General features: G+C 54.2%; 26 protein-coding genes. 4 read left to right on the forward strand and 22 right to left on the reverse strand.

Going from position 1 to position 26,979, the window contains the following annotated elements:
• Nucleotides 1-142: 142 nt before the first annotated feature.
• The 5 genes from ET464_RS09510 to ET464_RS09530 form a co-directional block, all read right to left on the reverse strand.
• Nucleotides 143-4,669 carry a WIAG-tail domain gene (locus ET464_RS09510; protein ID WP_129440351.1) on the reverse strand — a complete coding sequence of 1,509 codons (4,527 nt, stop codon included), beginning with the start codon at nt 4,667-4,669 and terminating at the stop codon, nt 143-145.
• Between the two features lie 135 nt (nt 4,670-4,804).
• Nucleotides 4,805-5,812 (reverse strand): FecCD family ABC transporter permease, encoded by a 1,008-nt coding sequence (locus tag ET464_RS09515; protein WP_129440353.1) that lies wholly within the window; start codon nt 5,810-5,812, stop codon nt 4,805-4,807.
• Complete coding sequence (locus tag ET464_RS09520) at nt 5,813-6,853, reverse strand: FecCD family ABC transporter permease (RefSeq protein ID WP_129440355.1); 1,041 nt, start codon at nt 6,851-6,853, stop codon at nt 5,813-5,815. It abuts the gene before it with no gap.
• 158 nt (nt 6,854-7,011) lie between these two features.
• Complete coding sequence (locus tag ET464_RS09525) at nt 7,012-8,160, reverse strand: glycosyltransferase family 4 protein (protein ID WP_129440357.1); 1,149 nt, start codon at nt 8,158-8,160, stop codon at nt 7,012-7,014.
• A 110-nt stretch (nt 8,161-8,270) separates the two neighbouring features.
• Nucleotides 8,271-8,579: a hypothetical protein gene (locus ET464_RS09530; RefSeq protein WP_129440359.1), complete on the reverse strand. Its 309-nt coding sequence runs from the start codon at nt 8,577-8,579 to the stop codon at nt 8,271-8,273.
• A gap of 178 nt (nt 8,580-8,757) precedes the next feature.
• Here ET464_RS09530 and asd point away from each other — a divergent pair, with 178 nt between their 5' ends.
• Nucleotides 8,758-9,573, forward strand: a complete 816-nt coding sequence (gene asd, locus ET464_RS09535) for an archaetidylserine decarboxylase (RefSeq protein ID WP_129440361.1) — start codon at nt 8,758-8,760, stop codon at nt 9,571-9,573.
• A 205-nt stretch (nt 9,574-9,778) separates the two neighbouring features.
• Here the strand turns inward: asd and ET464_RS09540 are convergent, their stop codons facing one another.
• Complete coding sequence (locus tag ET464_RS09540) at nt 9,779-10,564, reverse strand: helix-turn-helix domain-containing protein (protein WP_129444238.1); 786 nt, start codon at nt 10,562-10,564, stop codon at nt 9,779-9,781.
• A 267-nt stretch (nt 10,565-10,831) separates the two neighbouring features.
• Here ET464_RS09540 and ET464_RS09545 point away from each other — a divergent pair, with 267 nt between their 5' ends.
• A complete protein-coding gene (locus tag ET464_RS09545) occupies nt 10,832-12,127 on the forward strand; it encodes an aminotransferase class I/II-fold pyridoxal phosphate-dependent enzyme (protein ID WP_129444240.1) in 1,296 nt (431 codons plus the stop codon).
• Nucleotides 12,128-12,315: 188 nt separating this feature from the next.
• Here ET464_RS09545 and ET464_RS09550 read toward each other — a convergent pair whose 3' ends face one another.
• The 7 genes from ET464_RS09550 to ET464_RS09580 all read right to left on the reverse strand — a co-directional run bounded on the left by ET464_RS09550 (nt 12,316) and on the right by ET464_RS09580 (nt 18,814).
• Nucleotides 12,316-12,654, reverse strand: a complete 339-nt coding sequence (locus ET464_RS09550) for an ABC transporter permease (RefSeq protein WP_129440363.1) — start codon at nt 12,652-12,654, stop codon at nt 12,316-12,318.
• Nucleotides 12,603-13,568 (reverse strand): ABC transporter permease, encoded by a 966-nt coding sequence (locus ET464_RS09555; RefSeq protein WP_129440365.1) that lies wholly within the window; start codon nt 13,566-13,568, stop codon nt 12,603-12,605. The genes ET464_RS09550 and ET464_RS09555 overlap by 52 nt, the downstream gene beginning before the upstream one ends.
• Entirely contained in the window at nt 13,565-14,314 is a 750-nt protein-coding gene (locus ET464_RS09560; RefSeq protein ID WP_129440367.1) for an ABC transporter ATP-binding protein, read from the reverse strand. Before ET464_RS09560 ends, ET464_RS09555 begins: the two co-directional genes overlap by 4 nt.
• Nucleotides 14,315-14,503: 189 nt before the next feature.
• Nucleotides 14,504-16,141, reverse strand: coding sequence for a DEAD/DEAH box helicase (locus tag ET464_RS09565; protein ID WP_129440369.1), 1,638 nt, complete (start codon nt 16,139-16,141; stop codon nt 14,504-14,506).
• Between the two features lie 31 nt (nt 16,142-16,172).
• A complete protein-coding gene (locus ET464_RS09570; protein WP_129444242.1) occupies nt 16,173-16,949 on the reverse strand; it encodes an SDR family NAD(P)-dependent oxidoreductase in 777 nt (258 codons plus the stop codon).
• A 120-nt stretch (nt 16,950-17,069) separates the two neighbouring features.
• Nucleotides 17,070-17,528, reverse strand: a complete 459-nt coding sequence (locus ET464_RS09575; protein ID WP_129440371.1) for a chemotaxis protein CheX — start codon at nt 17,526-17,528, stop codon at nt 17,070-17,072.
• A gap of 299 nt (nt 17,529-17,827) precedes the next feature.
• Nucleotides 17,828-18,814, reverse strand: coding sequence for an HRDC domain-containing protein (locus tag ET464_RS09580; RefSeq protein WP_129440373.1), 987 nt, complete (start codon nt 18,812-18,814; stop codon nt 17,828-17,830).
• A gap of 251 nt (nt 18,815-19,065) precedes the next feature.
• On the opposite strand from ET464_RS09580, the gene ET464_RS09585 reads away from it, so the two are divergent.
• Nucleotides 19,066-19,362: a DUF3055 domain-containing protein gene (locus ET464_RS09585; RefSeq protein ID WP_208543913.1), complete on the forward strand. Its 297-nt coding sequence runs from the start codon at nt 19,066-19,068 to the stop codon at nt 19,360-19,362.
• A 61-nt stretch (nt 19,363-19,423) separates the two neighbouring features.
• Nucleotides 19,424-19,708, forward strand: coding sequence for a hypothetical protein (locus ET464_RS09590; RefSeq protein ID WP_129440375.1), 285 nt, complete (start codon nt 19,424-19,426; stop codon nt 19,706-19,708).
• Nucleotides 19,709-19,779: 71 nt separating this feature from the next.
• Here the strand turns inward: ET464_RS09590 and ET464_RS09595 are convergent, their stop codons facing one another.
• The 9 genes from ET464_RS09595 to ET464_RS09635 all read right to left on the reverse strand — a co-directional run bounded on the left by ET464_RS09595 (nt 19,780) and on the right by ET464_RS09635 (nt 26,968).
• A complete protein-coding gene (locus tag ET464_RS09595) occupies nt 19,780-20,253 on the reverse strand; it encodes a GNAT family N-acetyltransferase (protein WP_129440378.1) in 474 nt (157 codons plus the stop codon).
• 15 nt (nt 20,254-20,268) lie between these two features.
• On the reverse strand, nt 20,269-21,135 hold the full coding sequence (locus tag ET464_RS09600; protein WP_129440380.1) for a 5'-3' exonuclease: 867 nt from the start codon (nt 21,133-21,135) through the stop codon (nt 20,269-20,271).
• Between the two features lie 62 nt (nt 21,136-21,197).
• Complete coding sequence (locus tag ET464_RS09605; RefSeq protein WP_129440382.1) at nt 21,198-22,406, reverse strand: aminotransferase class I/II-fold pyridoxal phosphate-dependent enzyme; 1,209 nt, start codon at nt 22,404-22,406, stop codon at nt 21,198-21,200.
• Nucleotides 22,407-22,413: 7 nt separating this feature from the next.
• On the reverse strand, nt 22,414-22,779 hold the full coding sequence (locus tag ET464_RS09610; protein ID WP_129440384.1) for an arsenate reductase family protein: 366 nt from the start codon (nt 22,777-22,779) through the stop codon (nt 22,414-22,416).
• A gap of 156 nt (nt 22,780-22,935) precedes the next feature.
• Nucleotides 22,936-23,880, reverse strand: coding sequence for an RluA family pseudouridine synthase (locus tag ET464_RS09615; protein ID WP_208543914.1), 945 nt, complete (start codon nt 23,878-23,880; stop codon nt 22,936-22,938).
• Nucleotides 23,877-24,449, reverse strand: coding sequence for a cob(I)yrinic acid a,c-diamide adenosyltransferase (locus ET464_RS09620; protein WP_129444248.1), 573 nt, complete (start codon nt 24,447-24,449; stop codon nt 23,877-23,879). The genes ET464_RS09615 and ET464_RS09620 overlap by 4 nt, the downstream gene beginning before the upstream one ends.
• 284 nt (nt 24,450-24,733) lie before the next feature.
• Nucleotides 24,734-25,954 (reverse strand): aminotransferase class I/II-fold pyridoxal phosphate-dependent enzyme, encoded by a 1,221-nt coding sequence (locus ET464_RS09625; RefSeq protein ID WP_129440386.1) that lies wholly within the window; start codon nt 25,952-25,954, stop codon nt 24,734-24,736.
• Nucleotides 25,955-25,967: 13 nt separating this feature from the next.
• Complete coding sequence (locus ET464_RS09630) at nt 25,968-26,459, reverse strand: Lrp/AsnC family transcriptional regulator (RefSeq protein WP_129440388.1); 492 nt, start codon at nt 26,457-26,459, stop codon at nt 25,968-25,970.
• Between the two features lie 98 nt (nt 26,460-26,557).
• Nucleotides 26,558-26,968, reverse strand: coding sequence for a spore coat protein (locus ET464_RS09635; RefSeq protein ID WP_129440390.1), 411 nt, complete (start codon nt 26,966-26,968; stop codon nt 26,558-26,560).
• Between the last annotated feature and the right edge of the window lie 11 nt (nt 26,969-26,979).

Consider the following 26,979-nt stretch of genomic DNA (forward strand, 5'->3'; position numbering starts at 1 on the left):
GCGGATATAAGGCTGCTTTTCGGCATCCATGTTTCACGCGGCACGCGCCTGCTTCTCTGCTGCGTCACGGCAAAAAGCCGCTGCTGCTGAAATGGAACTTCCAGCAAAGCAGCGGCTTCGGGAACGAACAACCGGGGCCTTGTTAAACCCCCAGCGCAATCCAGTTCAAATAACCTTGCAGATGATAGCTGTGGTTCAAGTTGGTTTTGACTACAAAAAGCACAGCTTTATCCGATTGCTTCGACTTGATGGTCACATAACAAAACGGATGGTCGGATACGGCGGTAAGCACATATTTATTGCTGTTGAATGGCCTTTGGAAGGAAATAACCACTTCCAGGAATTCATCATGCTCGGTAAAATGATACGGCGCCAGCCCGAATTGCTGGAATACGGCATCCCCTTGCGCCGTTGATACGACCGGCGTAAACGCAAGTTTGCCGTACGTGATGCTGCCTTCCGAAATATGGCTGCTTTGCACCGATTCATCCGTCAGATGAATGCTGTCGACGGAGGATGCGGCAAGATGGATGCCCAGAACCGCGCCTGCTTGAATGTGGCCGCTTGCTACAGACGCCTCCGACAAGTGCTCCGGCCTGACGGCCCCTCCTTGCAGCTGCTCGCTCGCTACGCTGGCAGGAGCCAGTTTGCCGGCTGTTACGCAGCCATCGGCCAGATGGGCTGCGGCGACACTGCCGCCGGCCAGCTTATCGCCCGTAACAGCGCCATTCGCCAGCTTATCGCCTTCAACCGCTCCATCCGCCAGCTTCCCGGCGGTGACGGCTGCATCCGCCAGCGCGTATTCGGTTACGCTGCTTTCGGCCAGCTTCGCTGCCGTGACGCTGGCATCGCCCAGCTGGTCAGCCGTTACCGTTCCATCGGCCAAATGCAGCGTGTATACGCTGCCGGCTGACAGCTTCCCGCCCGTTACCGCTCCGTCCGCAAGCGCCGCTTCCGTTACGGCTCCTGCCGCCAGCGCTTCTTCCGTTACGCTCGACGCCGTCAAATGACGGGAGCTTACGCTGCCGGTTGACAGCTTCCCGCCCGTTACCGCCCCGTCCGCAAGCGCCGCTTCCGTTACGGCTCCTGCCGCCAGCGCTTCTTCCGTTACGCTCGATGCCGTCAAATGGCGGGAGCTTACGCTGCCGGTTGACAGCTTCCCGCCCGTTACCGCCCCGTCCGCAAGCGCCGCTTCTGTTACGGCTCCTGCCGCCAGCGCTTCTTCCGTTACGCTCGACGCCGTCAAATGGCGGGAGCTTACGCTGCCGAATGACAATTTCTCGCCCGTTACCGCTCCGTCCGCCAGCTTCTCGGCATTCACCGAACGATAAGCCAATGCGGCTTCTACTACGCTGGAATCCGCCAAATGATAAAAGTCGATGCTGCCGTGCCCCAACTTGGCGCTTGTGACCGCCCCGTCCGCCAGCGCCGCTTCCGTCACGCTTCCTTCCGCTAGTTTGGCCGCCGTAATGCTGGCGTCGTCCAGCTTGTCGGCTGTTACAGCCGCGGTGCCCAAATGCTCTGTTTGCACGCTGCCGTAAGCCAGTTTATCGCCTGTCACCGCTCCATCGGACAACTTCTCCGTGACCACGGCGTTTGCCGCGAGCGCGGCTTCCGTTACACTGGAATTCGCCAAGTGGCGGGAGTTTATGCTGCCTGCCGCAAGCTTGCCGCCCGTTACCGCTTCATCGGACAGCTTCTCCGTAACCACGGCGTTTGCTGCGAGTGCGGCTGCCGCCACGCTGGAATCCGCCAAATGATAAAAGTCGATGCTGCCGTGCGCTACCTTGGCGCTTGTGACCGCCCCATCCGACAGCGCCGCTTCCGTCACGCTTCCTTCCGCTAGTTTGGCCGCCGTCACGCTTCCTTCCGCAAGCTTGGGCTCCGTAACAGCTTCATCCGACAGCTGGCTGCTGCTGACGCTTTGGTCCGCCAGCTGGCTGTTCACAATGCTTTGCTCCGCCAGCTTGCTGCCCGGTATGCCGCCATCGGGTATCCGGTCTACTAGCCGGGTATCTTCTGCAAAATGGTTTAACGTAAGCGTTCCTTTCCGGATATGGTAACCCTGCACCGAATCCGGCTTCAAATGTTTGGCCGCTATCGTTTCCAGCTGCATATGCTCGCCTTTCACGCTGTCCGGCGCCAGCTTGGCGGCCGTTACAGCGCCGGCTTGCAGATGCGCTTCGCCAATGGCGCCGCCCGCTACTGCTTCGGAGCCCACTGCGCCGGCTTTGAGGTGGCCGGCCGCAACGCTGCGAAGCGACAATTTCTCATCCGTAATTGAACCGGCGGCGATATGCCTCTCTTGCACAGCATATTCACCCAGATGGACGCCTAATACGGATTGCTGCGCCAAATGACGGCCGCTTACCGCTTCATTGCCGATATGCTTCGGCTGTACCGCATCCGGGGCCAGCTTGACAGATGTAATCGCCTCGTCCTGCACAGCCGCGGAATCAACCGCAGACGGCTTCAGATGACGGCTTTCAACCGCTCCATCCTGCAGATGGCTTTGCCCGATCGCCTGCGGCTGGATATGGCCGCCTGCTACTGCAGCCGAGGCCAGCTGTCCGGATCCGACTGCTCCCGGCGCTATTTTATCGCTTGTTACGCTGCCTTTCCCCATCTTGGCAGCCGTTACGCTCAGATCGGACAGTTTATCCGTCGAGACCGATTCCGGCGAAAGCTTCAGCGATGTAACTGCGTAATCAGCCAAATGATGCGATAAAATATTACCCGCTGCAATATGACGGTCCCATACCGCACCGAATGCAAGCTTCTGGCTGCTGACGGCGCCGTCTTGAACTTTGCTTGCACTTACGCTGCTATCCTCCAGATGGCCTTCGCCTATCGATTTCGGCGCAATATGGCCGCCGGCAACCGATTCCGGCGCAATGGCTGCTCCCGTTACCGCTTTAGGCGATATATGATGGCTGCGTACCGCTTCGGGAGCGATATGGCGAAACATCACCGCTTCGTCCTGCACATGCCTCGCTCCAACCGCTCCGTCCGCCAGCTTGCTGTCCGTTACAGCCCCGTTCGCCAGCTTGACTTCCGTTACGGACGTATCCGCCAGTTGCTCCGTATCGACCGAAAGGGCAGCCAAATGTTCATGCTGCACGGCGTTAGGCGCAAGCTTCTCATAGGTAACAATTGCCGCCTTCAAATGCGCTTCGTCAACCGCGCCAGACTGCAGCTGGTTACCGGATATGGCTTGAGGCGCAATATGCCGGTTATGCACTTGGCTGTCGCCAAGCTTATCGGAGCTAATGCTTCCGCTGCCCAGATGGCGGTTTTGTACCGCTCCGTCGGACAACTTTGCCGCCGTTACGCTTTGGTCGGCTATTTTCGACGAGGTTACGGCTTGATCGACCAGCTTGATCGTAGAGATGGATTGGTCGGACAGCTTCGTTCCCGTAATAGACTGAGGAGAGAGATGGCTGCTTATAATTTGCTCGTCTGCGATATGCCAGCTCCGAATCGCTCCGCCTTGAATATGTTCGGCCGAAATCACTTCTTTTTCCAGATGAGACCCGCCGACCGATTCCTGCTGAAGCTCCCTTGCCCCGATGGATTCCGCTGCCAGATGGCTGCCCGTCAGTTCGCCCGGGGCCAAATGCTTTCCCGTCAGCACACCTTCGCCAATATGCTCTGCCTGCAGCAAACCCGGTTTTAAATGAGCGGAATCAATGGCTTCAAAAGCGATTTTATGTTCATCTACAGCGCCGTCCCGCAGCTTGTCGTTCGTAACGGAACCGTCGGCCAGTTTTAGAGCGCTAATGCTCTCATTGGCCAAATTTTCCGTCCGGATCGCGCCGATACGGATTTTATCCGATGTGACCGCCTGATCGGCCAGCAGCTCCGTCGCAATTAAAAACGGTTTTAAATGGCGGGTTTCAATACTGCCGTCAGCAATTTTATGCGGCCCAATCGTCCGGTCCGCCAGTTTCTCCGACGTAATGCTGTTATCCTGAAGCTTATGGCTGCCGATCGAATAATCCAAAATTTTGGCGCCGGTAATGGAGTTGTTGGTCAAATGTTCCGATTTGATGGTTTCTTCTGCAATTTTGGAAGCGGTGACCGCTCCGTCCGCCAAGTGGATGTTTTGCACCGCCGCATCAGCCAGCGCTTCTGCGCCCACCGCGCCGGGCGACAGCTTGTCGCCCGTTACAGCAAAAGGCGCGAATTTGCTCGTTGTAATCGAGCCGTCCACGATATCATCGGCGTAAATAAAAGGCGCCGGGCCTGCTTCTTCGCGGCGTTCCTCCGCCAGCTGCACCCTGTCATCGTAAGATTCCACAATCTCCTCTTCAGCCGGCAATTCAAATTGATCCAAGATCTCCTCTTGCTCGTCATACGCCAATAATGACTGCAGCGCATCCTCCGGCAACGTTTCGCCGTCATAGGCTGCTGCATCAGAAACTTCGATTGCTTCTTCCTCCAAATCATTTACGCTTGCCGTGCTGCTTACCGTCACCTTTGTTTCCTCGTATGGTGCAGACTGCTGCTGGCGGAAAGCCGACGGCGCCGCAGACGGGGTTACCGTTTTGTGGACCGATTTTTTCCGGGACAGCTCATCAATCCAGTTTAACTCGGAAGTATTCGGATTATCGACGTAAAAAAGCGGTCTTCGAGCTTTTGAGCCTCTTGCCTTTTTGCTCTTTGCCATAGCCCTCTCCTTCTTCCCTCATGGAATGTCTTAGGCAATATATGCAATGACCTATGGGCTGGCTACTCGATTGGCATGCATGCAAAAAGACTTCCGCAGGTGCCCGGTAATGGGCTCGGAAGTCTCTGTGCCATATTATTTAGCTTTGGAAAGCAGATATAAGAAATAAGGAGCGCCGATTACCGCTACAATAATGCCGGTAGGAATTTCCGATATCGTGCGGGACACCGTATCGGCAACCATCACAATGAGTCCGCCGCATAAAGCCGAAGCCGGAAGCAGCTGCTGATGGTTGGGGCCGACGAGGCGGCGCGCCAGATGGGGGCCGATCAAGCCGATAAAGCTGATCCCGCCGCCAACGGCGGTACAAGCCCCGGCAAGCCCCACAGCTGCGCCAAGCAGCAGCAAGCGGTCCCGTCCGACCGGCGAACCAAGGCCGGTTGCCAGCTGATCGCCTAAATGAAGCACATTTAGCGCGCGGGATTTATAAACGGTGTACGGGATCAGAATTACGATCCATGGCAGCAGCGCCGCCACATACGTCCAGCTCGTTCCGTTAATGCTCCCTGCAATCCATATTTGAATTTTTTGATATTGATCCGGATTAATCCGCAGCGTCAGCACCAGTATAGCCGCATTAATGGCTTGGGCAATCGCCACGCCGGCCAGTATCATCCGTGTCGGAATAACGCCTTGGTGGCGCTTGTAGGAGAAAGCGTAAATAATAACCGCTGCCGCCATTGAACCAAGAAATGCAAAAATCGGCATAATCAGAACGGAACCTGACCGATCCATCTGAATGAAGCTGATGTATAAAACAACCATCAGGCTTGCGCCGGAGTTAATGCCCAGCAAACCCGGATCAGCCAGCGGGTTGCGCGACAAGCTTTGCAGAATGCAGCCCGAGATGGCGAATCCCATGCCGATCAGTACGGAAGTGACGATACGAGGCAGGCGAAAGTCAAACAATATCATGGATTGTTTGTCGGTTCCCATGCCAAACAGCGTTTGCAGCACATCGAGCGGCGAAAGCCGTATATAACCGGTGTTCATGCTGACCAAAAAAGTAATGATGATAAGAACAGCCAGGACGGTTATGACAAAAGCTGCCCGTCTGCGTCTTAAGGCTTCAATCGCTGCCATTTATGCTTCCCCCTTTTGCTTGCGCGCGATATAAAGGAGGAACGGCACGCCGATAATGGCGATTAAAGCGCCTACCGGCGATTCGGACGGAGGATTGACCAGCCTTGCGGCAATATCGGCCAACATCATAAACACGCCGCCCACTATAGCCGAGCATGGAATAATCCATCTGTAATCCACCCCGACCCAAAAACGGGACAGGTGGGGAATAAGCAGCCCGACAAAAGCGATCGGTCCCGCGATGGATACGCCTGCTCCTGCCAGTATAAGCACAAACAGCAGCCCAACCGCTTTAACCCACCCTGTTTTTTGTCCGAGGGACACTGCAACTTCTTCGCCAAGGCTGAGCAGCGTTATCGAACGTGAAATAATAATCGACCCGACTATTGCGGCAATCATCCAGGGGCCAACCGCGGCAAGCTGCTTCCAGTTCGTTCCGGCTACGCCGCCGGCCTGCCAGAAGGCTACGTCCTGGCCGATTTTGTATGCAATTTGAATCCCTTCGCTGACAGCCATAAACAATGCGCTTACAGCCGCGCCGGCCAGCGTCAGCCGGATTGGCGTCAAACCGCCTTTCGCCAGCGAACCGATCCCGTACACAATTCCGGCGCCAGCGGCGGCACCGACAAAACACATGGCCATAATAAACATATAGGACATGCCCGGCGCCATCGCGATGCAAATGGCGAGAGCCAGCCCCGCTCCCGCGTTAAGCCCAAGCAAACCGGAATCGGCAAGCGGGTTGCGCGTCATGCCCTGCATGATGGCGCCCGCTACGGCAAGACCCGCGCCGACAAGGGCGGCCGCAGCGGAGCGGGGAATGCGAAGCTCCTGTATAATGACGTGCTGCGTATTGTTTGTGTCGTAATGGAAGATGGCCTGCCATACGGTCGAAAGCTTAATATCAGCCGCGCCGACAGATACGGACAGCCCAAAGATAAGGATTAGAGCGGCAGCGCCCAGCAGTAAAACCAAAGAGGCTGTAACCGGCCGCGTCTTCCCCTTCATCTCCTTGCGAATTTGACGTTCTGAGGTCACCATGTATGTACTACCTTTCCGCATGCATCTTATTTTATGATAACGATTCTCATTACCGATATTATCATTTAGAAGCTTTTTGTTCAACGCTTTTTTACCCTATAAAAAAAACCGTCCCTTTCAGAACGGCTGTTGCTGGCCGAAAGACAGGTGCTGCGCCATTATTCATGCAGCACATTCAGCCACTGCTCAGCAGTATGGCGCCATGTAAATTTCTGCTCTACAAGCTGGCGGCTGTTGCGGCCCATATCTTCACGTAACGCAGTATCTCTTAACAGCATGTCGAGCCGCTCCAGCAATTCCATTTCGAGCAGATCCGGGTTAATGAGAAAGCCTGTATGCCCGTCTACAATAATTTCCTTCATGCCCCCGGCCGATGTCGCCACAACCGGAATGCCGCATGCCATCGCCTCGACATTGACAAGCCCAAACGCTTCACGCTGGCCGGACGGTACAACCGCGATATCGGAGGACAGAAACCAATCCGCTACTTCCGGATGCGGCACATAGGGGACAAACCGGACCGTGCCGTGGCATCTGCGTGCCAGACGCTCCAGCGACAGCGAATACTCGGTTTTCCGGAACGAGCCGTAAAACGGGCTGCCCACAATGACCACCAGCAGCTCGGGATGCCGCATCGCCAGCTGCGGAACGATATGGAGCAAATGATGAACCCCTTTTAACGGAATGAGCCGCCCGATAAAAATAACGACTTTCCGCCCGTACAGCCCTTTAAGCAGGCGCTGCTCCTCCCTCCGCCATGCGCCCTCCGGCGAGAAACGGGAAATAAACCGTCCCGTATCCACGCCCGGGTATACGACACGCAGGCGCCGCGCCGCTTCCGGCACCCTTTTCTCAACTTCGCCGCGTATAAATTCGCTGTTGACGATAATTTTGTCCGAAGCGAGCAAGCTTTTCCGTAACGCCTTCCGGGAAATATACCTCGGCCCGATAAACGTCGTGGAATGCAAATTAAGCCATAGCCTTTTGCCGGGATGAGCCGCCTTCAGCCTCGTCACCATAACCGGCCTGTTCTCCACCTGAATAATTTGCGGCGCGAATCTGCGGATCGCTTGGCCGACAAGCCTTGTGTAAACCGCTTTATTGCTGGCGGGATAACGCTCGCAAATAACGTTTGCCACTTTCCCTTTTTTGGAGAGATTCCGGCTTGCCCTGCCGTAGATGCGCGGTTCGATTACCGGGGATAGAAGCGGCACAAATTTCTCTACCACTCTTTCAACCGAGCTGCTTTTTGAAGAAGGAATCGGGAATGAACCGGGTGTAACAAACGCCACTTTTGTGGGAGACATGCTTTATCCCCTTCCGACATGTTATGCTCAGGCGACTTCAATAAACCGTATTGCAGTAACATACGCAAGGAGAGGGCTGCTTGAACCCGGCACATGCCGCATAGCGGCGTTTAACTTACTCCGGTCCGGCTTCTGGAGCCGGCAGCATAAATAAATGCGGCAGCAATCGAATACAATGCAAGATATGCCCCGCTTGCCATAAATAACGGATTAAGCAACACGATATGAACTTCGGTTAAAAAAACAGTGCCGTGCAGCAATGTACGCGCAACCGAACCGGATACGGACATGATAAACAGAAACAGGGCCGCGGCTGCGGCATAATCGCACCACTCTTTTGCCCGGGCATCGCGAAGCCACCACATGACCATCGCTCCGGACCCGGCTGCAAGCACAATGGCGGTTACTAACGTAATCATTTATCTATCACCTCATTTGTCAGTGTAGGTTAATTTGTTTCAGGCTAAACTTGGTTCCGTCCGCCCTGCTGGAAGCCGGTCCTATTGATTTGGCAGGCAGGATGTGGCACACTGACTTGAGGTGCGCTCGAGCAAGCAGCGCAGGGCAACATGCAGGAAAGGACGTGGCGATGCGGGCATGAACCGTTGGATATTCCGCTCAATGACGGAGCTTAGCTCACGCAAATGGATTTCGAGGCTTACCGGCCGTTTCGCACAGTCGAAGCAAAGCCGTGCTTTCTTGCCCCGTTTCGTCAAAATCTATGGCATTAACGTGGAAGAGGCCGAAAAGCCGCTGGAACAATATGAAACGCTCAACGAATTTTTTACCCGGCGCTTAAAAGATGGCGCGCGTCCCGTCGCCGGTTTGCCCGATGCGGTAGCCAGCCCGGTGGACGCTCTTGTGACCGGCATCGGCCCGATTCATAACGGCTCGTTATTAAATATTAAAGGACAAGACTATACGATTGATGAACTGCTGAAATATTCTCCCCGCGCCGAAAACTACCGGAACGGCTATTATATCGTCTTGTATTTAAGCCCGACGGATTATCACCGTATCCATTCTCCGGTTGACGGACGGATCGTCGAGAACGAGCGCATCCCCGGCAAGGTATATCCGGTGAACGATTCCGGGATGCGCCATATGAAGCAGGTTTTATGCCGCAACGAAAGGCTGATCACTTATATCCGCCATCGCAGCGGAGAGCTTGCCGTTGTCAAGGTCGGCGCGATGAATGTGAGCAGCATCAAATACGCCGAACCGGTCAGGGAGCAGGTGCGCAAAGGGGATGAGCTTGCCTATTTCGAATTTGGCTCAACCGTTGTGCTGCTTGCCGAACAAGGCACGTTTACGCCAAGAGCGGATCTGAAGCACGGGACCAAGGTCAAAATGGGGGAGCTGCTGGGCATGCTTACAGCCCCTTCCGTTTCCTCCTTGGCCTCGGCGGATTAGACGGCAGAGCAGTTATACTGCTTTGCTTTGAGGTCGCCTTGAACAGGATGCGGCAAAAAGAAATAGAGGTGCAGGAAGCTGATCCTGCACCTCTATTTCTTTTGTTTCCATGAGGCAACCAACTGCATGAGCCAAACAGAGCAAGGAATGTTATGGAGAAGCGGTGATCGGAACCATATTTTTTGCTCCGAGCGAGCCATTTCCATTAACGTGTTTCCGAAGGGCTTTTTCCCGTGTATTGCTTGAACTGGCGGCTGAAAAAAAAGATATCCCGGTAGCCCAGCGCATCGGCGACTTCCGTCACATTCATCCCGCCATACGTGAGCAAATGCTGCGCTCTGTCAATTCTGGTCCGGATCATATAAGATTGAACCGACATGCCGATGATCTCTTTAAACTTCATGGAAAAATACCGCGGCGACAGCTGCGCCCGCGCTGCCAAATCTTCAACCCGATGCGCCTTGCCGGGATTTTGCTTAATATAATTGGCGATTTCGTGTATAGCCTCCGACAGCTGATTACTGCCTTTTTTCTCCACCGGCGTCTGCCGGTCCTCCCGCAGCAAATGAATCATCAGCTGCTTCAGTACAAGCTGCGCTTCTTCATCGGCGGCGAAAGTCGGCACCAGAAACAATCGGACGTAGCGGGCCAGCATAGATTCAAAATCAATCGTATCCTGCAAAATCCGGTACCGGTTCGGAATATCTGCCGCTTCCTGTTTCGTATCAAAATGGATATAAGTCAGCACAAGAGGCCGCTGCGGATTATGGGTGGCAGTAGGGTGATCTCCCGGACGGAACAGGAAGCAGCTCCCTTTGCCAATCGCATAAGTTTGCCCGTTTAACTCAACCTCGCCTTCCCCGCTCCATACATAAAACAAATCATAGTTAACAAGCGGCTTGTCCCGCTTCGCCCATTTCCACATTGGTTCACATACGATTTTTGCCGAAAAGGGCAGCAGTACATAGTCATCCGGCTGTAAATGAAGCATGGCGAACCAACCTTTCTGAACAAATTGTTTGCGGTCCATGCCGCGCCGCTCGCTTCGGCATGGACATTCCTGTGTGGCAATCATACAATAGCATGAATCGCCAAGCAATGAAGCATTGTACAATTCTCGGAAAATTTTAATCGGCATGGTGTATGGCTTATAAAAAATGTTATAATAGCACCCGATAAGCCGAATCGGAATCGTAAATATCGTTTTCGGTCCCCATTGTAAGCAGTCATGACTTTTTTGGAAGGATGGAACATGTCCATGAACCCACTTGCCCAGCAGTTGAACGAGACACTTAAACAAGAAAATCCGCATGTGCACGAAATGCTTTCCGGACTAGGCAAACAAATCTATTTTCCTAAAGAAGGCATCTTGAGCCAATCGGCTGAAGCAAAAACAAAAGCAAAAAAGTTTAATGCCACAATCGGTATCGCAACCGAAGGCGGACAGCCGATGCACCTGAAAGTCATCCAGGACAACCTGAACGCCTACAACCCTAAAGACTTGTACGAGTATGCCCCGCCGGCAGGCAAGCCGGAGTTGCGCACGGTTTGGCGCGCAAAAATGATTAAAGAAAACCCTGAGCTTGAAGGCAAAAGCTTCGGGAACCCTATTGTCACGAACGCCTTGACACACGGCCTCAGCATCGTTGCCGATTTATTCGCAGATGCCGGAGACGCGGTTGTCATTCCAAATAAAAACTGGGAAAACTATGAGCTTACGTTCGGCATCCGCCGCGGCGCACAAATCGTAGAATACCCTCTCTATAATGAACAAATGCAGTTTAACAGCGAAGGGCTGCGCCAGGCGCTGCTTGCGCAAAAAGAAAAAGGCAAAGCGATCGTTGTCCTGAATTTCCCGAACAACCCGACCGGATATACGCCAGGACCGCAGGAAGGCAACCAGATTGTCGCGGCAATCCGTGAAGCAGCGGAAGCCGGCATCAATGTGGTGGCCGTTACCGATGATGCTTATTTCGGATTGTTTTTCGAAGATTCGCTGCACGAGTCGCTGTTCGGCAAGCTTTCCGACATCCATCCTCGCGTCCTTGCCGTTAAAGTGGACGGCGCTACAAAAGAAGAATATGTATGGGGCTTCCGCGTAGGCTTCCTCACTTACGCATCGGACTCGGATAAAGTATTAAACGTGCTGGAGCAAAAAACAATGGGCATTATCCGCGCCACCATTTCGAGCGGTCCGCATCCGTCCCAGACGTTTGTGCTCGAAGCGCTGAAATCGCCGGAATTCGAAGCTCAGAAAGCAGAGAAGTTCGACATTATGAAACGCCGTGCCAATCGCGTGAAGCAGCTGCTCGACAGCGGCAAATACGGTGATTCGCTTCCGTATTATCCGTTTAACTCCGGTTACTTCATGTGCCTCAAACTGTCCGGCGTAACGGCTGAACAGGTCCGCAACCATCTGCTGGATGAATACGGCATCGGTACAATCGCGCTTGGCGAAACGGACCTCCGTGTCGCGTTCTCCTGCATTGAAGAAGAACATCTGGAAGAATTGTACGACAGCATTTATAAAGCGGTTCAAACGCTGTCGAAATAAGATTAAACAAGCCGCCTTGTCCAGCTGGACAGGGCGGCTTGTTTGTTTGCCCGCCGCTCACTGCTCACTGCTCACTGCTCACTGCTCACTGCTCACTGCTCACTGCTCACTGCTCACTGCTCACTGCAAAAGCAGCCTTTGCAATGAGCGGCGGGCAGCGAACCGTCTCCGGCGCTTATTCAAAACGCTTATTCGTCTTCTTCGGCTTCACGCTTCAGCTTCCGTTGGACATTGCCCGGCCGGAGCAGCCCGATATAAGCAGCTGCCGCAATAAACGCAGCTGCCGCCGGAACGGCAAGCCCGTGTACTAGCAAAGGAATGCCAGCCGGCAGCCAGAGCAAACATGCACAGATGAAAAAAACAGCCCGGTCAACCCGAATAAGGCTGATTTGCCGCTTCGAGTCGGGCAGCGGATACACATGCCGCCAGACGGAATGGCGGTGGACGCTGCGAATAGAACCAAGCTGCAAGCCGATTAGCAGCACAAACAGGACATAAAACGCCATTGCCCCCAGCCGTCCAGCCATGCGGCGTCCGCCAGCCAATAGACAACAAGCCCAAACAGCACCAGCATCCGCATCAATATTCCGGTCGTCTCCGTACGGATGGCCGACAGCGCGTACAAGTAAACAAAAGTATTGTCATGCCGGTATCGGATCGTCCGGATGATCCATGCCAAATAAGGCCGGGAATAAGCTTTGGACGGCATCGTCGGCACATCGGCAAACAAGCTGAAGAAACGATAATACCGGCTTCGTGTTGCCGATTCTTCGGCAATCAGCCTTTCCCACGGCATTTGGTGGCGTTCCGGCAGCTTGTACAGCAGCGCAAACAACGCCAGCACCAGCAGTGTAAACAAGACGGATTGCCAAGCCGGGCAACTCAGAAGCACAGCAATGACAACGGCGGCAGCAGCCCAGCGGCCTAAACGGAGCGCATGCCGCATGCCCGGCCATGTTAGCTGCCTTTCGCGCCAGGCTCCGAATGTATTCGCCGCACGCAAAACGGCTGCCAGCGCAATGACTTCCCAGATTGCCGCTTTCCCCGGCCCTTGCCGGTAAATCGGCATATAAATCAGCAGAACAGCGGCGGCAAGCAACCCCGTCATCCATATCGAACGACGGAACGAACGGGCCAAATAAAGTTTCATATGCCCTTCGCGCGGCAGCAGGAATACAACGTCCGCACCGGCCAGCCATGTCCGCAGCGGACTCCAGGCAAGCACAAGCGTAAGCGCCGCTGTGCCGGCGGCAGTGACCGGAAAGCTGTCCGGCACATCGCGGATCAGCTTGAAATAGCTGATGGCTGAGCTAATGACAATTAAGGATAAAAACAATAAAAAGCCGCTTTGTCCAACATACCGGATATAAGGTGAAATTTCTTCCCGGAAGGCAGTTGCCCGTTTGGACCATAACTGCTCCAGCGAATCGCCGCCCTTCATCGGTGATCCCCCATGACAAGCTGATAGAACGCATCCTCCAGCGTCCCCCTCTGATCGTCCATGCCCGCGGCTTGCCGGATATGTTCCAGCGTGCCTTGCGCAACGATGCGGCCTTGATGCAATACGATATACCTGTCGCAATACGCCTCTACAGTCGCCAATATATGCGAACTCATCAGGATAGCCGACCCCCGCTCCTTCACTTCGACAAGCCGCTCCAGCAGCGAGCGGATGCCCAGCGGATCCAGGCCAAGAAACGGCTCGTCAATAATATAAAGCGGCGGTTCAGCCAAAAGGGCGTTCATAATCATCACTTTTTGCTTCATCCCTTTGGATAGATGGGAAGCAAACGCTTTGCGTTTCGGCGCCATTTGGAACTCCTGAAGCAGTCGTTCTTTCCTTGCCTTGTAAACTTCGCCGGCAACGTTATATGCCTGTCCGGTCAGGTGCAAATGCTCCTCCACCGTCAGCTCATCAAACAGCACCGGCGATTCCGGCACATAAGCAAATGCCGAGCGGTATCGTTCGGCATCCTGCTCCAGCTGGACGCCCGACACTTTCACTTCGCCTTGCTGCGGCTTCATCAAGCCCAGCACATGCTTAATGGTTGTGCTTTTACCTGCGCCGTTCAGACCGATCAGCCCGATCATTTCACCCGCATTCACTTCAAACGTTATATCGTGCAGCACAGGGCGTTTAGGGCTGTATCCTCCTTGCAAACCCGTTACCTGCAATATCGGTTCCATCGCATTCACCTACAATTTCCATAATAATCCGCACTATTCTAGCATACCGAAACTAGCCGCCAATTTCAAAACAATAAGAAGAGTAAAGACGACGGCTGAAGCAAAAAAAAGCGGCGGAGCAGGCCAGCTGCTGCCTGTTCCGCCGCTTCTTGCCGCCGGCGCTCTTGCAAGCCGGCGGTGCACATTCCGTTATAGTTTTGAATCGCCGCTTTCCCGCTTCGCCTTCAGCCATTTTGGCGCGCCTTTGTCCTTACGGTTTTTATGGCGCTCTGCTTTCGCTTTAGCCGGCTGCGCCTGGCTTCGTGATTGGGAAGCTGCTCCCGGTTTCGGCTGGGAGCGTACGCCCGCAATCGCCGCCGTCTCGCCGGTTTCGGCCGGCCGCTGGCGGCGATGCGCTTCGCCGGCTGCGCTTCTCTCCCGCGGAGCTGTTCCGGCTGCCTTCCAATCGGCCTCTTTACGCACGCGTCCGACGCGGCTGTCCCGTGCATCAGCAGTTTCAAACCTGCCTTCACGGCTGGCGGCGGCTGGTTCCCGCCTTTGGCCGGCGGCATTTGCACCGCCGCTCCGCCCTTCGCGGTTTTCGCCGCCGGCGTAGTTACCGCCGCGCCGGCTGTCACGTTCCGCCTGTGTCCGCGGCGCATTCGCGCTATGGACACCGCCTTTCGCCGGCGATCCCCCGCTGCGCGCCGCTTCCGGGCTCGTCAGTTTACCTTTGTACATCGTTTTTTCCGGCAGTTCAATCTTTAACGCTTTGCTGAATTTGTCCATAATAAACCGTTCCTGGAACGTCACGATCGAAACGACCGTCCCCGGTTTGCCCATCCGGCCTGTCCGGCCAGCGCGATGCACGTAATGGTCGGCGTCCGCCGCCGGATCAATTTGAATAACGAGCGGCAAATTGTCAATGTCGATGCCGCGTGCCGCAACGTCGGTTGCGAGCAGAAGCTGGCATCTGCCGTCGCGGAACCGCGCCAGCGTAGCCGCACGCCGCTGCTTATCCGCATCGCCGTATAACGTCTCAACCGTAAAGCCTTCATAGCTGAGCTTGGATTCCCAGTTGGATATATTATTCGTATCGTTCAAGAACAACAGCGCCGACTTCGGCTCCAGCATCCGGACGAGCCTGCGGACGATGTCTGTTTTGTCCCTGCGGTCGCTGATCAAATAATAATGCTCGATTGTTGGGGAAACAAGATGCTGCGGTTCAATATGAATCCGTACTGCATCTTTCATCCATCTGCCTTCGATCCCCACCATCTGCGGCGGGTACGTTGCGCTGAAAAACGCAAGCTGGCGGTTTGGAGCGGTCGCCCACAAAATTTGTTCAACCTCTTTGACCGAACCAAGCGAAAACACCTGGTCCGCTTCATCAATAATTACGACGCTGGCCTGCGAAAGCTTCAGCTTCCGCATCTGAATCAGCTCATGGATGCGTCCCGGCGTGCCGACCACTAGCTGCGGATGTTTTTTCAGCCGTTCCACCTGCCGTTTCAGGGCAGCCCCGCCAATTAGGCCTTGCGACCGCACGCCCAGCGGCTCGCCGTACGCTTCGGCCACACGTACGATTTGCATCGCCAGCTCTTGCGTTGGCGACAGCACAACCGCCTGCACGGCGGCAGAAGCGGCATTTATTTTTTGCAGCAGCGGCAGCAAATAGGCAAGCGTTTTGCCTGTACCGGTCTGGGACCGCGCCGACAAGCTTTTACCTTCCAATAATAACGGGATTGCTTCAGCCTGAACCTGCGTCGGCTCTTCGATCCCGTTCTCCTTCAGCTTCGCAAGCAGCGAATCCGCTACGCCTAGCTGTTTCCATACTGATGATGTCATTTTTACGTTTCCATTCCTTCCAAAAAATCATCTATTTCCGGTTAAACAGTCCGCCAAGCAGCCTGTCCGCCGTCCGGGGCATCAGCTGGTACAGCTTCATGCCCGCCGCGGCTGCTTTGGGCAGGTTAACCTCGTCCCGGTGGCGCTCCATAACGCGGACAATCGCGTCTGCGACAACCTCGGGCTTCATGATGAACCAGCTAATATTTTTAACATACGTCCCTTCCGGGTCGGCTTGTTCAAAAAAAGGCGTGTCAATCGGGCCGGGATTAACGGATGCCACTTTCACGCCGCTTCCTTTCAGCTCCATCCGCAGCGCATTCGTAAAACCAAGCACCGCATGCTTAGAGGCCGAATAGGCGGTCGATTTGGGCGTCGCCAGCTTTCCCGCCATAGATGCCACATTCACGATCTGGCCGCCCTTCTGCTCCAGCATATAAGGGAGCACCAGCTTGGTCAGCCGGACCATGCCCATATAGTTTGTATTCATCATATCTTCAAAGCTTTGGGTCGAAGCTTCCATAAAAGATTCAAAATATCCAAATCCGGCATTGTTCAGCAAAATATCGATACGCCCGTACCGGGCTGCAACCGCCTGAACCGTCTGCTCGACCTGTGCCATATCGGTTACATCCATCGTATATACAGCTTTTTCCCCCGTAATTGCAGCAGCAGCCTGCTCCAGCTTTTGTTTGCTGCGGCCGGTCAGCACCGGTACCGCGCCGCGGGCAGCCAGGCGCTGGGCCGTCAAGGCGCCGATTCCGCTTGATGCGCCGGAGATTAGAACAATTTTATTTTTTACCAACAGCTCATCACCTCGCTTAAGTTTACTTGATCGGGACGGAAGAAGCAAAGTGCAAATCACTGCCTTACGATGCGTTCGGCGGGCTAAAAAAAAGAAGCCCCCGGAGGAGCTTCGCCTTAAGCCTTATGCGATGATGACCTGAATATCCAAATTACCGATGCCGTCGATAATAAGCGGCACGGTCAGCGCCTGCTTCGCTTCAAAGCCGGCGGACTGGGCGGAATGGATGACCTTAGGCGGCGTTATATCGACGCGAATTCCCTGGTTGAACAAAATGGTGCTGGCATTGCCGCTAATCATATTGCCAAGTTCCGATATGGCGCTTTTGCTCATCTCATCGATCTCCGAAATGGCGAACCCGCCCATCATGGCTGACACCATCTTGAGCGCTACCTCCTCGCTAAGTCCGAATACGATATCCCCGTTCATTTGTCCGTTCATTCCAATTTGAATCCAGATATAGTTCTCTACGAACTTGACATCCTTTAATGACAACTGCCCGGTCAGCGGCCGTACCTGTACGAGCTGCTCGATGACAATTTTTGCGGACTCTAGAAACGGATTAATATATTCTGCCTTCATAAAGTAGGAAACGCTCCTTTTCGACAAAATTCGCCTCGCCCTATATTTGGTATTCATTATACTAGAATGATTAGGACAAGTATATCATTTTCATCCGGTTTGAATCTTTAGTCCTATTCTTTTTAGATTATAAATCCGATATTTTTGTGTAAATTTCAAGCAGATCCTGTATAATTTTCGGAACATAAAATTGTCAACCAGTCCTTGCGGCTTATTTAATCTGCTCGTTATGCATAACAACATTCGACAAAAAGAGCGCCTGCCGCCATTTCGGGCTGCAAACGCTCCTCCCATTACCGTTATACGGCAACGCTGCTGCTGTTTTTGCGGAACTTCATCCGAAGCAGCCTAAGCTTCTCGTAAAGCAGATCAACCGATTTTTCCTGCTCCAGCCTTTCCCCGTATACTTCGTGAAGGACCGGCTTCAAGTAACGGTCGCCCAGTTTTTCGAAAGCATCCCATATGAGCTGCTGCTCCACCTCTGGCATGTCGGCAAGCTCCTCTTCGATCAGTCCGGCAAAATCATACCCTTCCGCATCCAGCTGTTCAAGCCGGTCGACAATTTGCCGCCTCGTCAGCTCCAGCTCGGTCTGGAATGCATCCAGTCTGCCCCCCTGCTGCGCCAGCTGCAGCATCTTTTTTTTCTCATGCTGGCGTTCAAGCTCCTGCTTGTACTTCATTTCCTTCTGCTTGTACATCCACTGCATATACAGCTGCTGATCCAGCCTGTCCGATACCCAGTCCAGCGGAAAATCCGTCTCTCTTCTTGCTTCTCCTGTTATCGCCAGCACTTCATCGCCATATTCGGAATGCTTGCTGTCTCCCCAGCCCGGTATTTGCAGCAGCTCCTCTTTCGTCTGCGGAACATATGCGCTGATCATCCACAACATCCGGTTTGAGGCGATCAAATACGCCGATTTCTTCAAGGCGGCCGATTTGGCCCTCCGCCAGTCGCGCAGCTGCTCGAACAGCTCTTTATCGGCGTGCAGCTCGCCATAGCATTGCAGCATCCCTGCGAAGCTGGCTCCTGCCGGTTTGGCTTCGAGCATCCCATCGATTACCGGGACATAGCCTTCTCTCATCCGGCCGGCAACGCCGTAACGGAACGCGGCCAGCATTTCTTCCCAGGATGGTCCTTCAAACCACGTATCCGGATTTCCTTCAGCGCCTTCCCCCATCCATAGGACTGCCCATACTCCCTCTTTCGCACAGATGGACAACTGGGCTGATGCAACTCCCCCTGCAGCTGTTTTTTTCTCAAACGTATTCAGAAAAACAATTTGCATGTACTGTCGCTCCTCCTTATTCAATCGAAATGCCGGACACAAAAAAAAGGAAGCACCTCTCCTGCTATGCAAGAGAGGTGCTTCCTCTACGTCCGGAATATTTTACCTAATTCTACCATGAGCCGCACTTTTGTACAAGCCGTTAATTCGATATAATAGGGGAGCTTCAAGCATGGCTCCACTAAAACTAAGCTTATGCTTCCGATGTGGTTTTATCGGAGCGTAGCTCCAATAAAACTTAGGAGGAATTTATGATGCTGCCTGAATACGATTTTATGTCCGATAGTACCGAGGAAACCTCTACCCGGTTTACCACTTTTATTACGCCGGGGCTTAAACGTTTTGATCTGGCGATTACATCAACGGAACGGTTTTACGGCAAAAAGCTGGTCACTGACCTGCAGTCCGGCAAAACGGCCATTATCGGTCCTGACGATTTAGAACAGGAAGGTTATCTGGAACATACCTTCAAACTGACAGAGGAGGAAGCCGGCGAGCTGGCAGGATTTTTATATTTGGTTGTCGGAACGGTGAATTTTACCGATTAATTGGAAATACTACTTGGGTAAATCCGCATCAAACATACCCCAAGGAGGAATTTAACAAGCGATGAACCGTTTTGATGATGACAAAAAGCCCGGTTATTCCGATTTTTCTGATGTTGAATCCCAGCGCCATGACCTCATCCCCGAAGAGTTTCCGGAGGGCTCATACGGCTCGGCTATGACCAGCAGCTCATTAGGAAAAAGCACGCCATGGCAGGCTGGTCAGCATCGGGTCAGCGCTTACGGCTATGAGAATAAACGCCAACACAACGATCAAAACCGAAGCCGGCATTATCCCGGCGACGATGAGTATACAAACGGCATTCCCGAAGTGCTGGACGAGCCCTAACCAGACCCTCAGCCCAATAAAAAAGAGACCCGCTGCCGCTTTTTAAAGCGTGTAAGCAGGCCTCTTTTTTTTCAAGTGAATGAAATAGGCTTCTCAAAGCATAAGCTGGATTCGCTGTCCGCATACGGGCCGAACCGCGGAATCGGCTTATAGCCGTATTTGGCATACAGCTGAATGGATTCCGGCTGCGGCGCTCCTGTTTCGAGGCGCATAACCGTAAAGCCAAGCCGGAGCGCCTCGCCTTCCAGAAACGCCAATATACGCGAAGCGACGCCGCGGTTGCGGCATGCCGGGTCCACGTATAGCCGCTTTAATTCCGCATAGCCTTGCTTCCGGTACGGGCGAATACCGCCGCAGCCAACCGCCCGCCCCTCCGCATACGCCACAACAAACACCATTTGCTTCACGTCCGGATCGTTAAAATCAACGCCAAATATTTCATCTGCATCGCCATAACGCGCAAGCAGATCCGCGTCCAACTTCTCGATCAGCGCGTGCAAATCCGGATGCTCGGTCTCTACAACAAGCAGTTCCACAGGCTTCATCCTTGCCCCGCCTCTCTAACCGATCAGCTTCGCCAGGCTTCCAAACTCGAGCTCTTCGAATTTGCTCAGCACATTGCCCATATTGTACGACCACGGGCAGCCGGCCAGCTCCATTTCGACCGGCGCATCGCAGCGGATACGGGCCAAGTCGCGGGAGAGGTGAAGCATATCCAGGTCGGCTTCGATTTTGGCGCGGACGCTTTTGGACAGCTTGTCCAGATTGTCCAGCAAACCTTCGATCGAACCATGCTCCTGAATAAGCTTATGGGCTGTTTTTTCACCGATGCCCTTAACGCCTGGATAATTGTCGCTTGTGTCGCCCATCAGCCCTTTGACGTCTATAATTTGCGGCGGCGTAAGCTGGCGTTCCTCCAGCAGGCTGGCCGGCGTATAGACCATATAATTGCCAATGCCTTTTTTCATAATGGCGACGGACACTTGGTCGTCCACGAGCTGCAGCATATCATGATCGCCGGTCACAATAAACACTTCCGCATTGGGCTTATGAGCTGCCGCCAAAGTGCCGATGCAATCGTCCGCTTCATAACCTGCATAACCGACGTTAGGCACATTAAAGCTTTCGACTACTTCCTTCACCAGATCAAACTGCGGTATCAAATCATCAGGCGCGTCCGGCCGGTTGGATTTGTATAACGTGTATTGCTCCGTGCGGAACGTCTTGCTCCCCATATCCCAGCAGCAAATGACATGCGTGGGCTTAAACGTATTGACCGCATCCATAAAATATCGGACAAAGCCGTGTACCGCGTTAACCGGCAGTCCGCTGCTCGTCCGGCGGATGCTGCCGCCGTATGCGGTAGCGTAATAAGCGCGGAACAGAATCGCCATTCCGTCCACCAGCAGTAATCGATTGTCTTTCATTGCATTCTCTCCCCTATAACGGCAAACTTGCGTTTCTCCCCGCTGTTCAATGAATCTATTGTTTACCTTCTGCTGCGTATAAAAGCGCCGATCCGCTGTGCCGCCTCAAGCAGCCTTGCTTCCTCTTCAACCAGCGCAATCCGCACAAACCCTTCGCCTTCCCGGCCAAATGCTTCGCCCGGCACGACCGCGACGCCCGCTTGCTGCAGCAGCTCCTGCGCAAACCGGCGCGACGTCCACGCGCCTCCGCCGTCCGCCGCTAGCTCTGGCAGCGCCGCCCATGCAAACATCGTCGCATTCGGCAGCGCCATGCTCCAGCCTTCCTGGCGCAATGCACCGATGAGCCGGTTGCGCCGCTGTTCATACAGTTCTCCCGCCTTCGGCAGCGTGCCGGACATCGCCTCGTCCAAAGCGGCAATGCCCGCTTCTTGAACCGGCAGAAAGACGCCGTAGTCGATATGGCCTTTCAGCTCCCGCAGCGCGCCAACCGCATCCCGGTTGCCCCCCAGAAAGCCGATCCGGCAGCCGGCCATATTGAAGCTTTTGGACAAGGAGTGAAACTCCACCGCATAATCTATCGCTCCGGGAATCGCAAGCAGGCTCGGCGGCTCGAAGCCGTCGAACGCCATCTCGGAGTAAGCCAAATCATGAACAATAAGCACCTGATGCTGTTTAGCTTTATGCAGTACCCGTTCATAAAAGTCCAGGTCCGCAACGGCGGACAACGGATTGTTCGGGTAATTGAGCACAATAAATGCCGCGCGTTCCCATACATCGTCACATATGCCGTCCAAATCCGGCAAATAGCCGTTTTCCGCACGAAGCGGCATCAGCACCGGCTCCACGCCCGCAAGCGCCAGCGAACCGGCATAGATCGGATACCCCGGGTCCGGCAGGAGCGCCGTGTCGCCCGGATTGCATAACGCCATCGCCAAATGCGCAAGTCCGTCTTGAGAACCCATCAGCGTTACCAGCTCCGCATCCGGATCTAGGCTAACACCAAAACGGTACGCCATCCATTCCGCCGCTTTCACGCGGAACGCTTCCGTCCCGTGCGAACCGGGATACCGGTAAGCGCCGGCCTGCAGCGCGGCTTCGCTTAACGCTTGCCTGACGGCCGGCGTTGGCGGCCGGTCCGGGCTGCCAATGCCCAAGTCGATGACATCGCTGCCGGCGAACGCGGCAGCGCGCTTCCATTCCGCCAGCTCGGCAAAAATCGGCGAACCGAGCTGTCCCAAACGGTCCGCTCTCCATTTGCGCGCAGCAACCATCCTCCGCTCACCCTCTCCAAGCTTGTTCGTATTGCTCTTCCTTGTAGCCTACCGTTACGTTCTTCCCGTCGGTGACGATCGGGCGTTTAATAAGCATGCCGTTCGAAGCAAGCAAAGCGTATTGCTCGTCTTCGCTCATCGAAGCCAGCTTGTCCTTCAGCCCAAGCTCTTTATATTTCTCTCCTGATGTGTTGAAAAACTTTTTCAACGGCAAGCCGCTGTTCGCCACGATCGCCTTCAGTTCCTCCGCCGTTGGCGTATCCTCCACGATGTGGCGAAGCTGAAGCGTACGGCCTTTCGCCTCCAGCGATTTAACGGCCGTACGGCAAGTGCCGCATTTTGGATATTGAATTACGGTTAACGTTTCGCTCATGATGAATTGTTCCTCCAATTGGATATACAGTGAAAAGCCAAAATTGTTGTATGCAAAAAAATTTCGCGCCGCTTTGTGACGGGGGCAGCCGATCCTGGCCCCCGCTTCGGCTTGCCGGCTGCACCGCTATTGTCCGTCCAACTATTGTTCGGCCGCTTATTGGCCGGCCAGCATTTGCTCCAGCCGGACAAGCTCCGGCGGCAGCGGCGCCGTCCATTCCATCCACTTGCCGGTCATCGGATGCGTAAGCCCCAGCTTCTCGGCGTGAAGCGCCTGCCGGCCTGCTGCTGCTTCCCACTCGGCCTCGCCATCTTCGCCCGGTCCATACATTTTATCGCCGATAAGCGGGCAGCCGATATGCCGCATATGAACGCGGATTTGATGCGTGCGGCCTGTCTCCAGGCGCAGCCGCACCATCGAAGCAGCTCCGCCCCGGTAAACGGCTTCCGTCTCGTAATGGGTAACGGACGGGTAGCCGTCCGGCTTCACAATGCGGATATGCGGGGAATCCGGATTGCGGTCAATTGGCGCATCCACCGTTCCCGCCGCAGGAGACGGCGCTCCGTACACCAAAGCGAGATAACGCTTCTGGATTTGATCCGCCTGCAGCTGCTCCGACAGCTGCTGATGGATGTAAGGATTTTTGGCGATGGCGACCAGCCCTGACGTTTCTTCATCCAGCCGGTGTACCGGACGGAACCGGACCTGCTCCCCTTTCATCTGCCAATGGTAAACAACCCCGTTAGCCAGCGTCCCTGTATAATGGCCATGCGTCGGATGCACAATCAGTCCGGCAGGCTTGTTGGCGATTAACAAATATTCGTCTTCGAATATAATATCGACCGGGATCGGCTCAGCCAAAATATCGGCGGAGGTCTCCTTCTCCATCCGTACCGCCAGCACATCGCCCGATTGCACTTTGTCATTCGTATACACGCGGCGCCCGTTCAGCGTAATGCCATGTTCCGTCAGCTTAACGCGGCTCAGCAGCTTGCGCGAGACGCCAAGCCTTCGCTCCAGCACCGTACGGACCATCATGCCCTGTTCCCGCTCCGTAATGTGTACCGTTAATGGTTCATAATAGCGGTTCAGTTCTGTCATTGTTTCTTTTTGCCGAATACTTCGGCACTCCGTTCATATTCAATATCGGTTACGCCAAGCCGTGTGTTGGCAAGTCTGGCCGCCGCAAAAAAGAAATCCGACAGCCGGTTCAAGTAAGCCATCACTTCGCCGCTCACTTCATGCTCGGCAGCCAGCGTCACCACGCGCCGTTCCGCCCGTCTGCACACGGTGCGGCATACATGCAGCAAAGCGGCGGGCGCGCTTCCGCCCGGCAGTATAAAACGGGTAATTTCCGGCGCTTCCTCCGTATATTGATCCATCAGCTGCTCCAGCCGCTCAGCCGGCTCGCCCGTCATTTTGAGCGGTGCGCCGGGAGCTGCATAAGCCAGATCGGAGCCGCAGTCAAACAGCTCATGCATAATGGCATGCAGAACAGCCGTAAGTTCCGCCAGCTCGGCATATTTGCCCGTTTCAGCCGCCGCCTGCCCTACGAAGCTGTTCAGCTCATCAATGGTGCCGTAAGCTTCTATGCGCAAATCGTCTTTACGCACTCTCCCTCCGATCAGGGAAGTCTGCCCTTTATCACCGGATCTTGTATACAGCTTCATCTTCCGCTCCATTCCTTTCCGTTCATGCTCCGTCTCATTTACCGTTTCGGCCGTTCATTCCAGCCTCCACTCACTCTTTTCACTATACCATAAATACATCTGACGGACCGTTGGGAGATTATACGTGTTATCCTCCGGTCCGCCGGCAACCGGTGCGAACAATCCGCTGGGAAACCCGATCATCAAGCGGATGATCCCGCGAAACCCACAAGAAATTTATTGATGGCGCCGTACAAAAAAAGGCTGCTCCTCCCGGCTTTACCAAGGGGAAACAGCCTAACTGCTTACATTTGTTTCATGCTTTGAACGAACCGTCCGATTCTCTCCAGCGCTTCCGTCAGCTGCGGTACCGACGTTGCGTAGGAGCAGCGCAGATGCCCTTCGCCGCCTAAACCAAACACATCGCCCGGCACAGCGGCTACAGCCGCTTCCTCCAGCAGCCGCTGGGCAAACTGTTCGGATGTAAGTCCGGTCGAATGAATGGATGGGAACGCATAAAACGCCCCTTGCGGCTCGTGGCATTCCAGCCCGATATCGCGGAATCCTTTGACAACCAGCCTACGCCGCTGATTGTACGATTCGATCATCCGGTCCTTCTCCTCCAGCCCATGCTCGGACAATGCTTCAAGTCCGGCATATTGCGCCATAATCGGTGCGCACATCACCGTATATTGATGCACCTTCAGCATGGCGCCAATCAGGTCCGGATGGCCGCATGCATAACCAAGCCGCCAGCCGGTCATCGCAAACGCTTTGGAGAAGCCGCTTACTACGATCGTACGGTCTCTCATGCCCGGCATCGATGCGAAGCTGACATGCTTGGTGCCGTACGTCAATTCAGCGTAGATTTCGTCGGATATGACAATCAGATCGTTTTCCTCTACGATCTTCGTGATCGGAAGCCAGTCTTCATAGGTCATAATGCCGCCGGTCGGGTTGCTTGGATAACATAAAATAAGTACTTTGGAGCGAGGCGTAATCGAAGCGCGAAGCTCGTCGGCGCAAAGCTTGAACTGATCTTTCGCAAACGTCTCGATGCCAACCGCTTTTCCGCCGCTTAACGTCGTAATCGGCGAATAAGATATATAGCAGGGTTCAGGGATGAGAATTTCGTCTCCCGGCGATATAAGCACCCGCAGCGCCAAATCGATCGCTTCGCTTCCGCCGACAGTGACGAGCACTTCCTTCGCTGGATCATACTTCAGCTGGAAGGAATCGTCCAAATAACGGGTGATCGCTTCCCGCAGTTCAGGCATGCCGGCATTGGATGTGTATTGCGTTTTGCCCGATTCCAGCGAATAAACCGCCGCTTCGCGCACATGCCAAGGCGTTACAAAGTCAGGTTCCCCCACACCAAGCGTGATGACATCCTTACGGGAGCTTACCAAATCGAAAAAGCGCCGGATTCCCGACGGTTTAATGCCGTTTGCCAGCGGCGATAAATAGGCAGACATCGAGTCTCGCCGGGCAGGGACGGCTTCATGCATTTCCTCGTTTTTAATCATTGCCCTCACCTTTTTACGGCGATATCATCAATCGATGGTCGCCTTCGTTCTCCTCGAATATAATTCCGTCTTGCTTGTATTTTTTTAGAATAAAGAAGGTTTTGGTCGACAGCACCGCATCAATCGGAGACAATTTGTTAGATACAAATGCGGCTACTTCTTTCAAATTTTTCCCTTCCACTTCTACCAGCAGATCATAGTCGCCCGACATCAAATAAACGGACTTCACTTCGGGATACAGGTAAATGCGTTCCGCGATTCCTTCAAACCCGCGCCCGCGTTCCGGCGTAATTTGCACTTCGATCAGCGCGGTTACTTTCTCATCGTCCACTTTGCTCCAATTAACAACGGTGGCGTATTTGACGATGATATGGTCGTTCTCCAAATCGTGGATGGCCTGCTTAACCGCTTCAACCGGCTCGCCAAGCATCGTAGCAATTAATTCAGCGTCTCTTCTTGCATCTTCTTTAAGCAGATCCAACACTTTCAGCTGCAGTTCGTTCATCGCCTAACTCCTCTCAGCTTGCTGCGATTATAAAATTTATATTACAACGAATGTACGTTTCCTGCAAAGGAAATTGAAAAAAGACCCCGGGCGGGGTCTTACATATAATACGGCTGGTTTGGCTGAGCGTGCGCATTCGTCTGGCCGTTATAAAATGCCTGGTTCGGCAGGTTCGCCTGGTTTTGCTGGCCAGCCGTTGTCGCCTGCTGCAAAAACTGGTTCGTTTGCTGCAAATCCTGCTGATATTGTTTATATTGCTTGTCCAGTTCCTGTCTGAGCGCAGGCGACGAAGTGCTGTACATATTTTGCTGCTGCATCGCCTGGTACAAGTCGCCTTGCATCTTCAGCGTGCTGTTCAGCAAATTCGTAAACATGGAGCGAACCTGCTGACAAGAAGCTTCCGTTGCCGCTGTCGCATATTCGCGGACAACCCTCTTCAAATCGGACAAAACCGCGTAAGCCATGTCCTTCTCCGGCATATTAGGCTGCGCATGCTGTTGTTGATACATCAAGATCTCTC

The organism is Paenibacillus protaetiae (assembly GCF_004135365.1).
GTDB classification, from domain to species: Bacteria; Bacillota; Bacilli; order Paenibacillales; family Paenibacillaceae; genus Paenibacillus_AP; species Paenibacillus_AP protaetiae.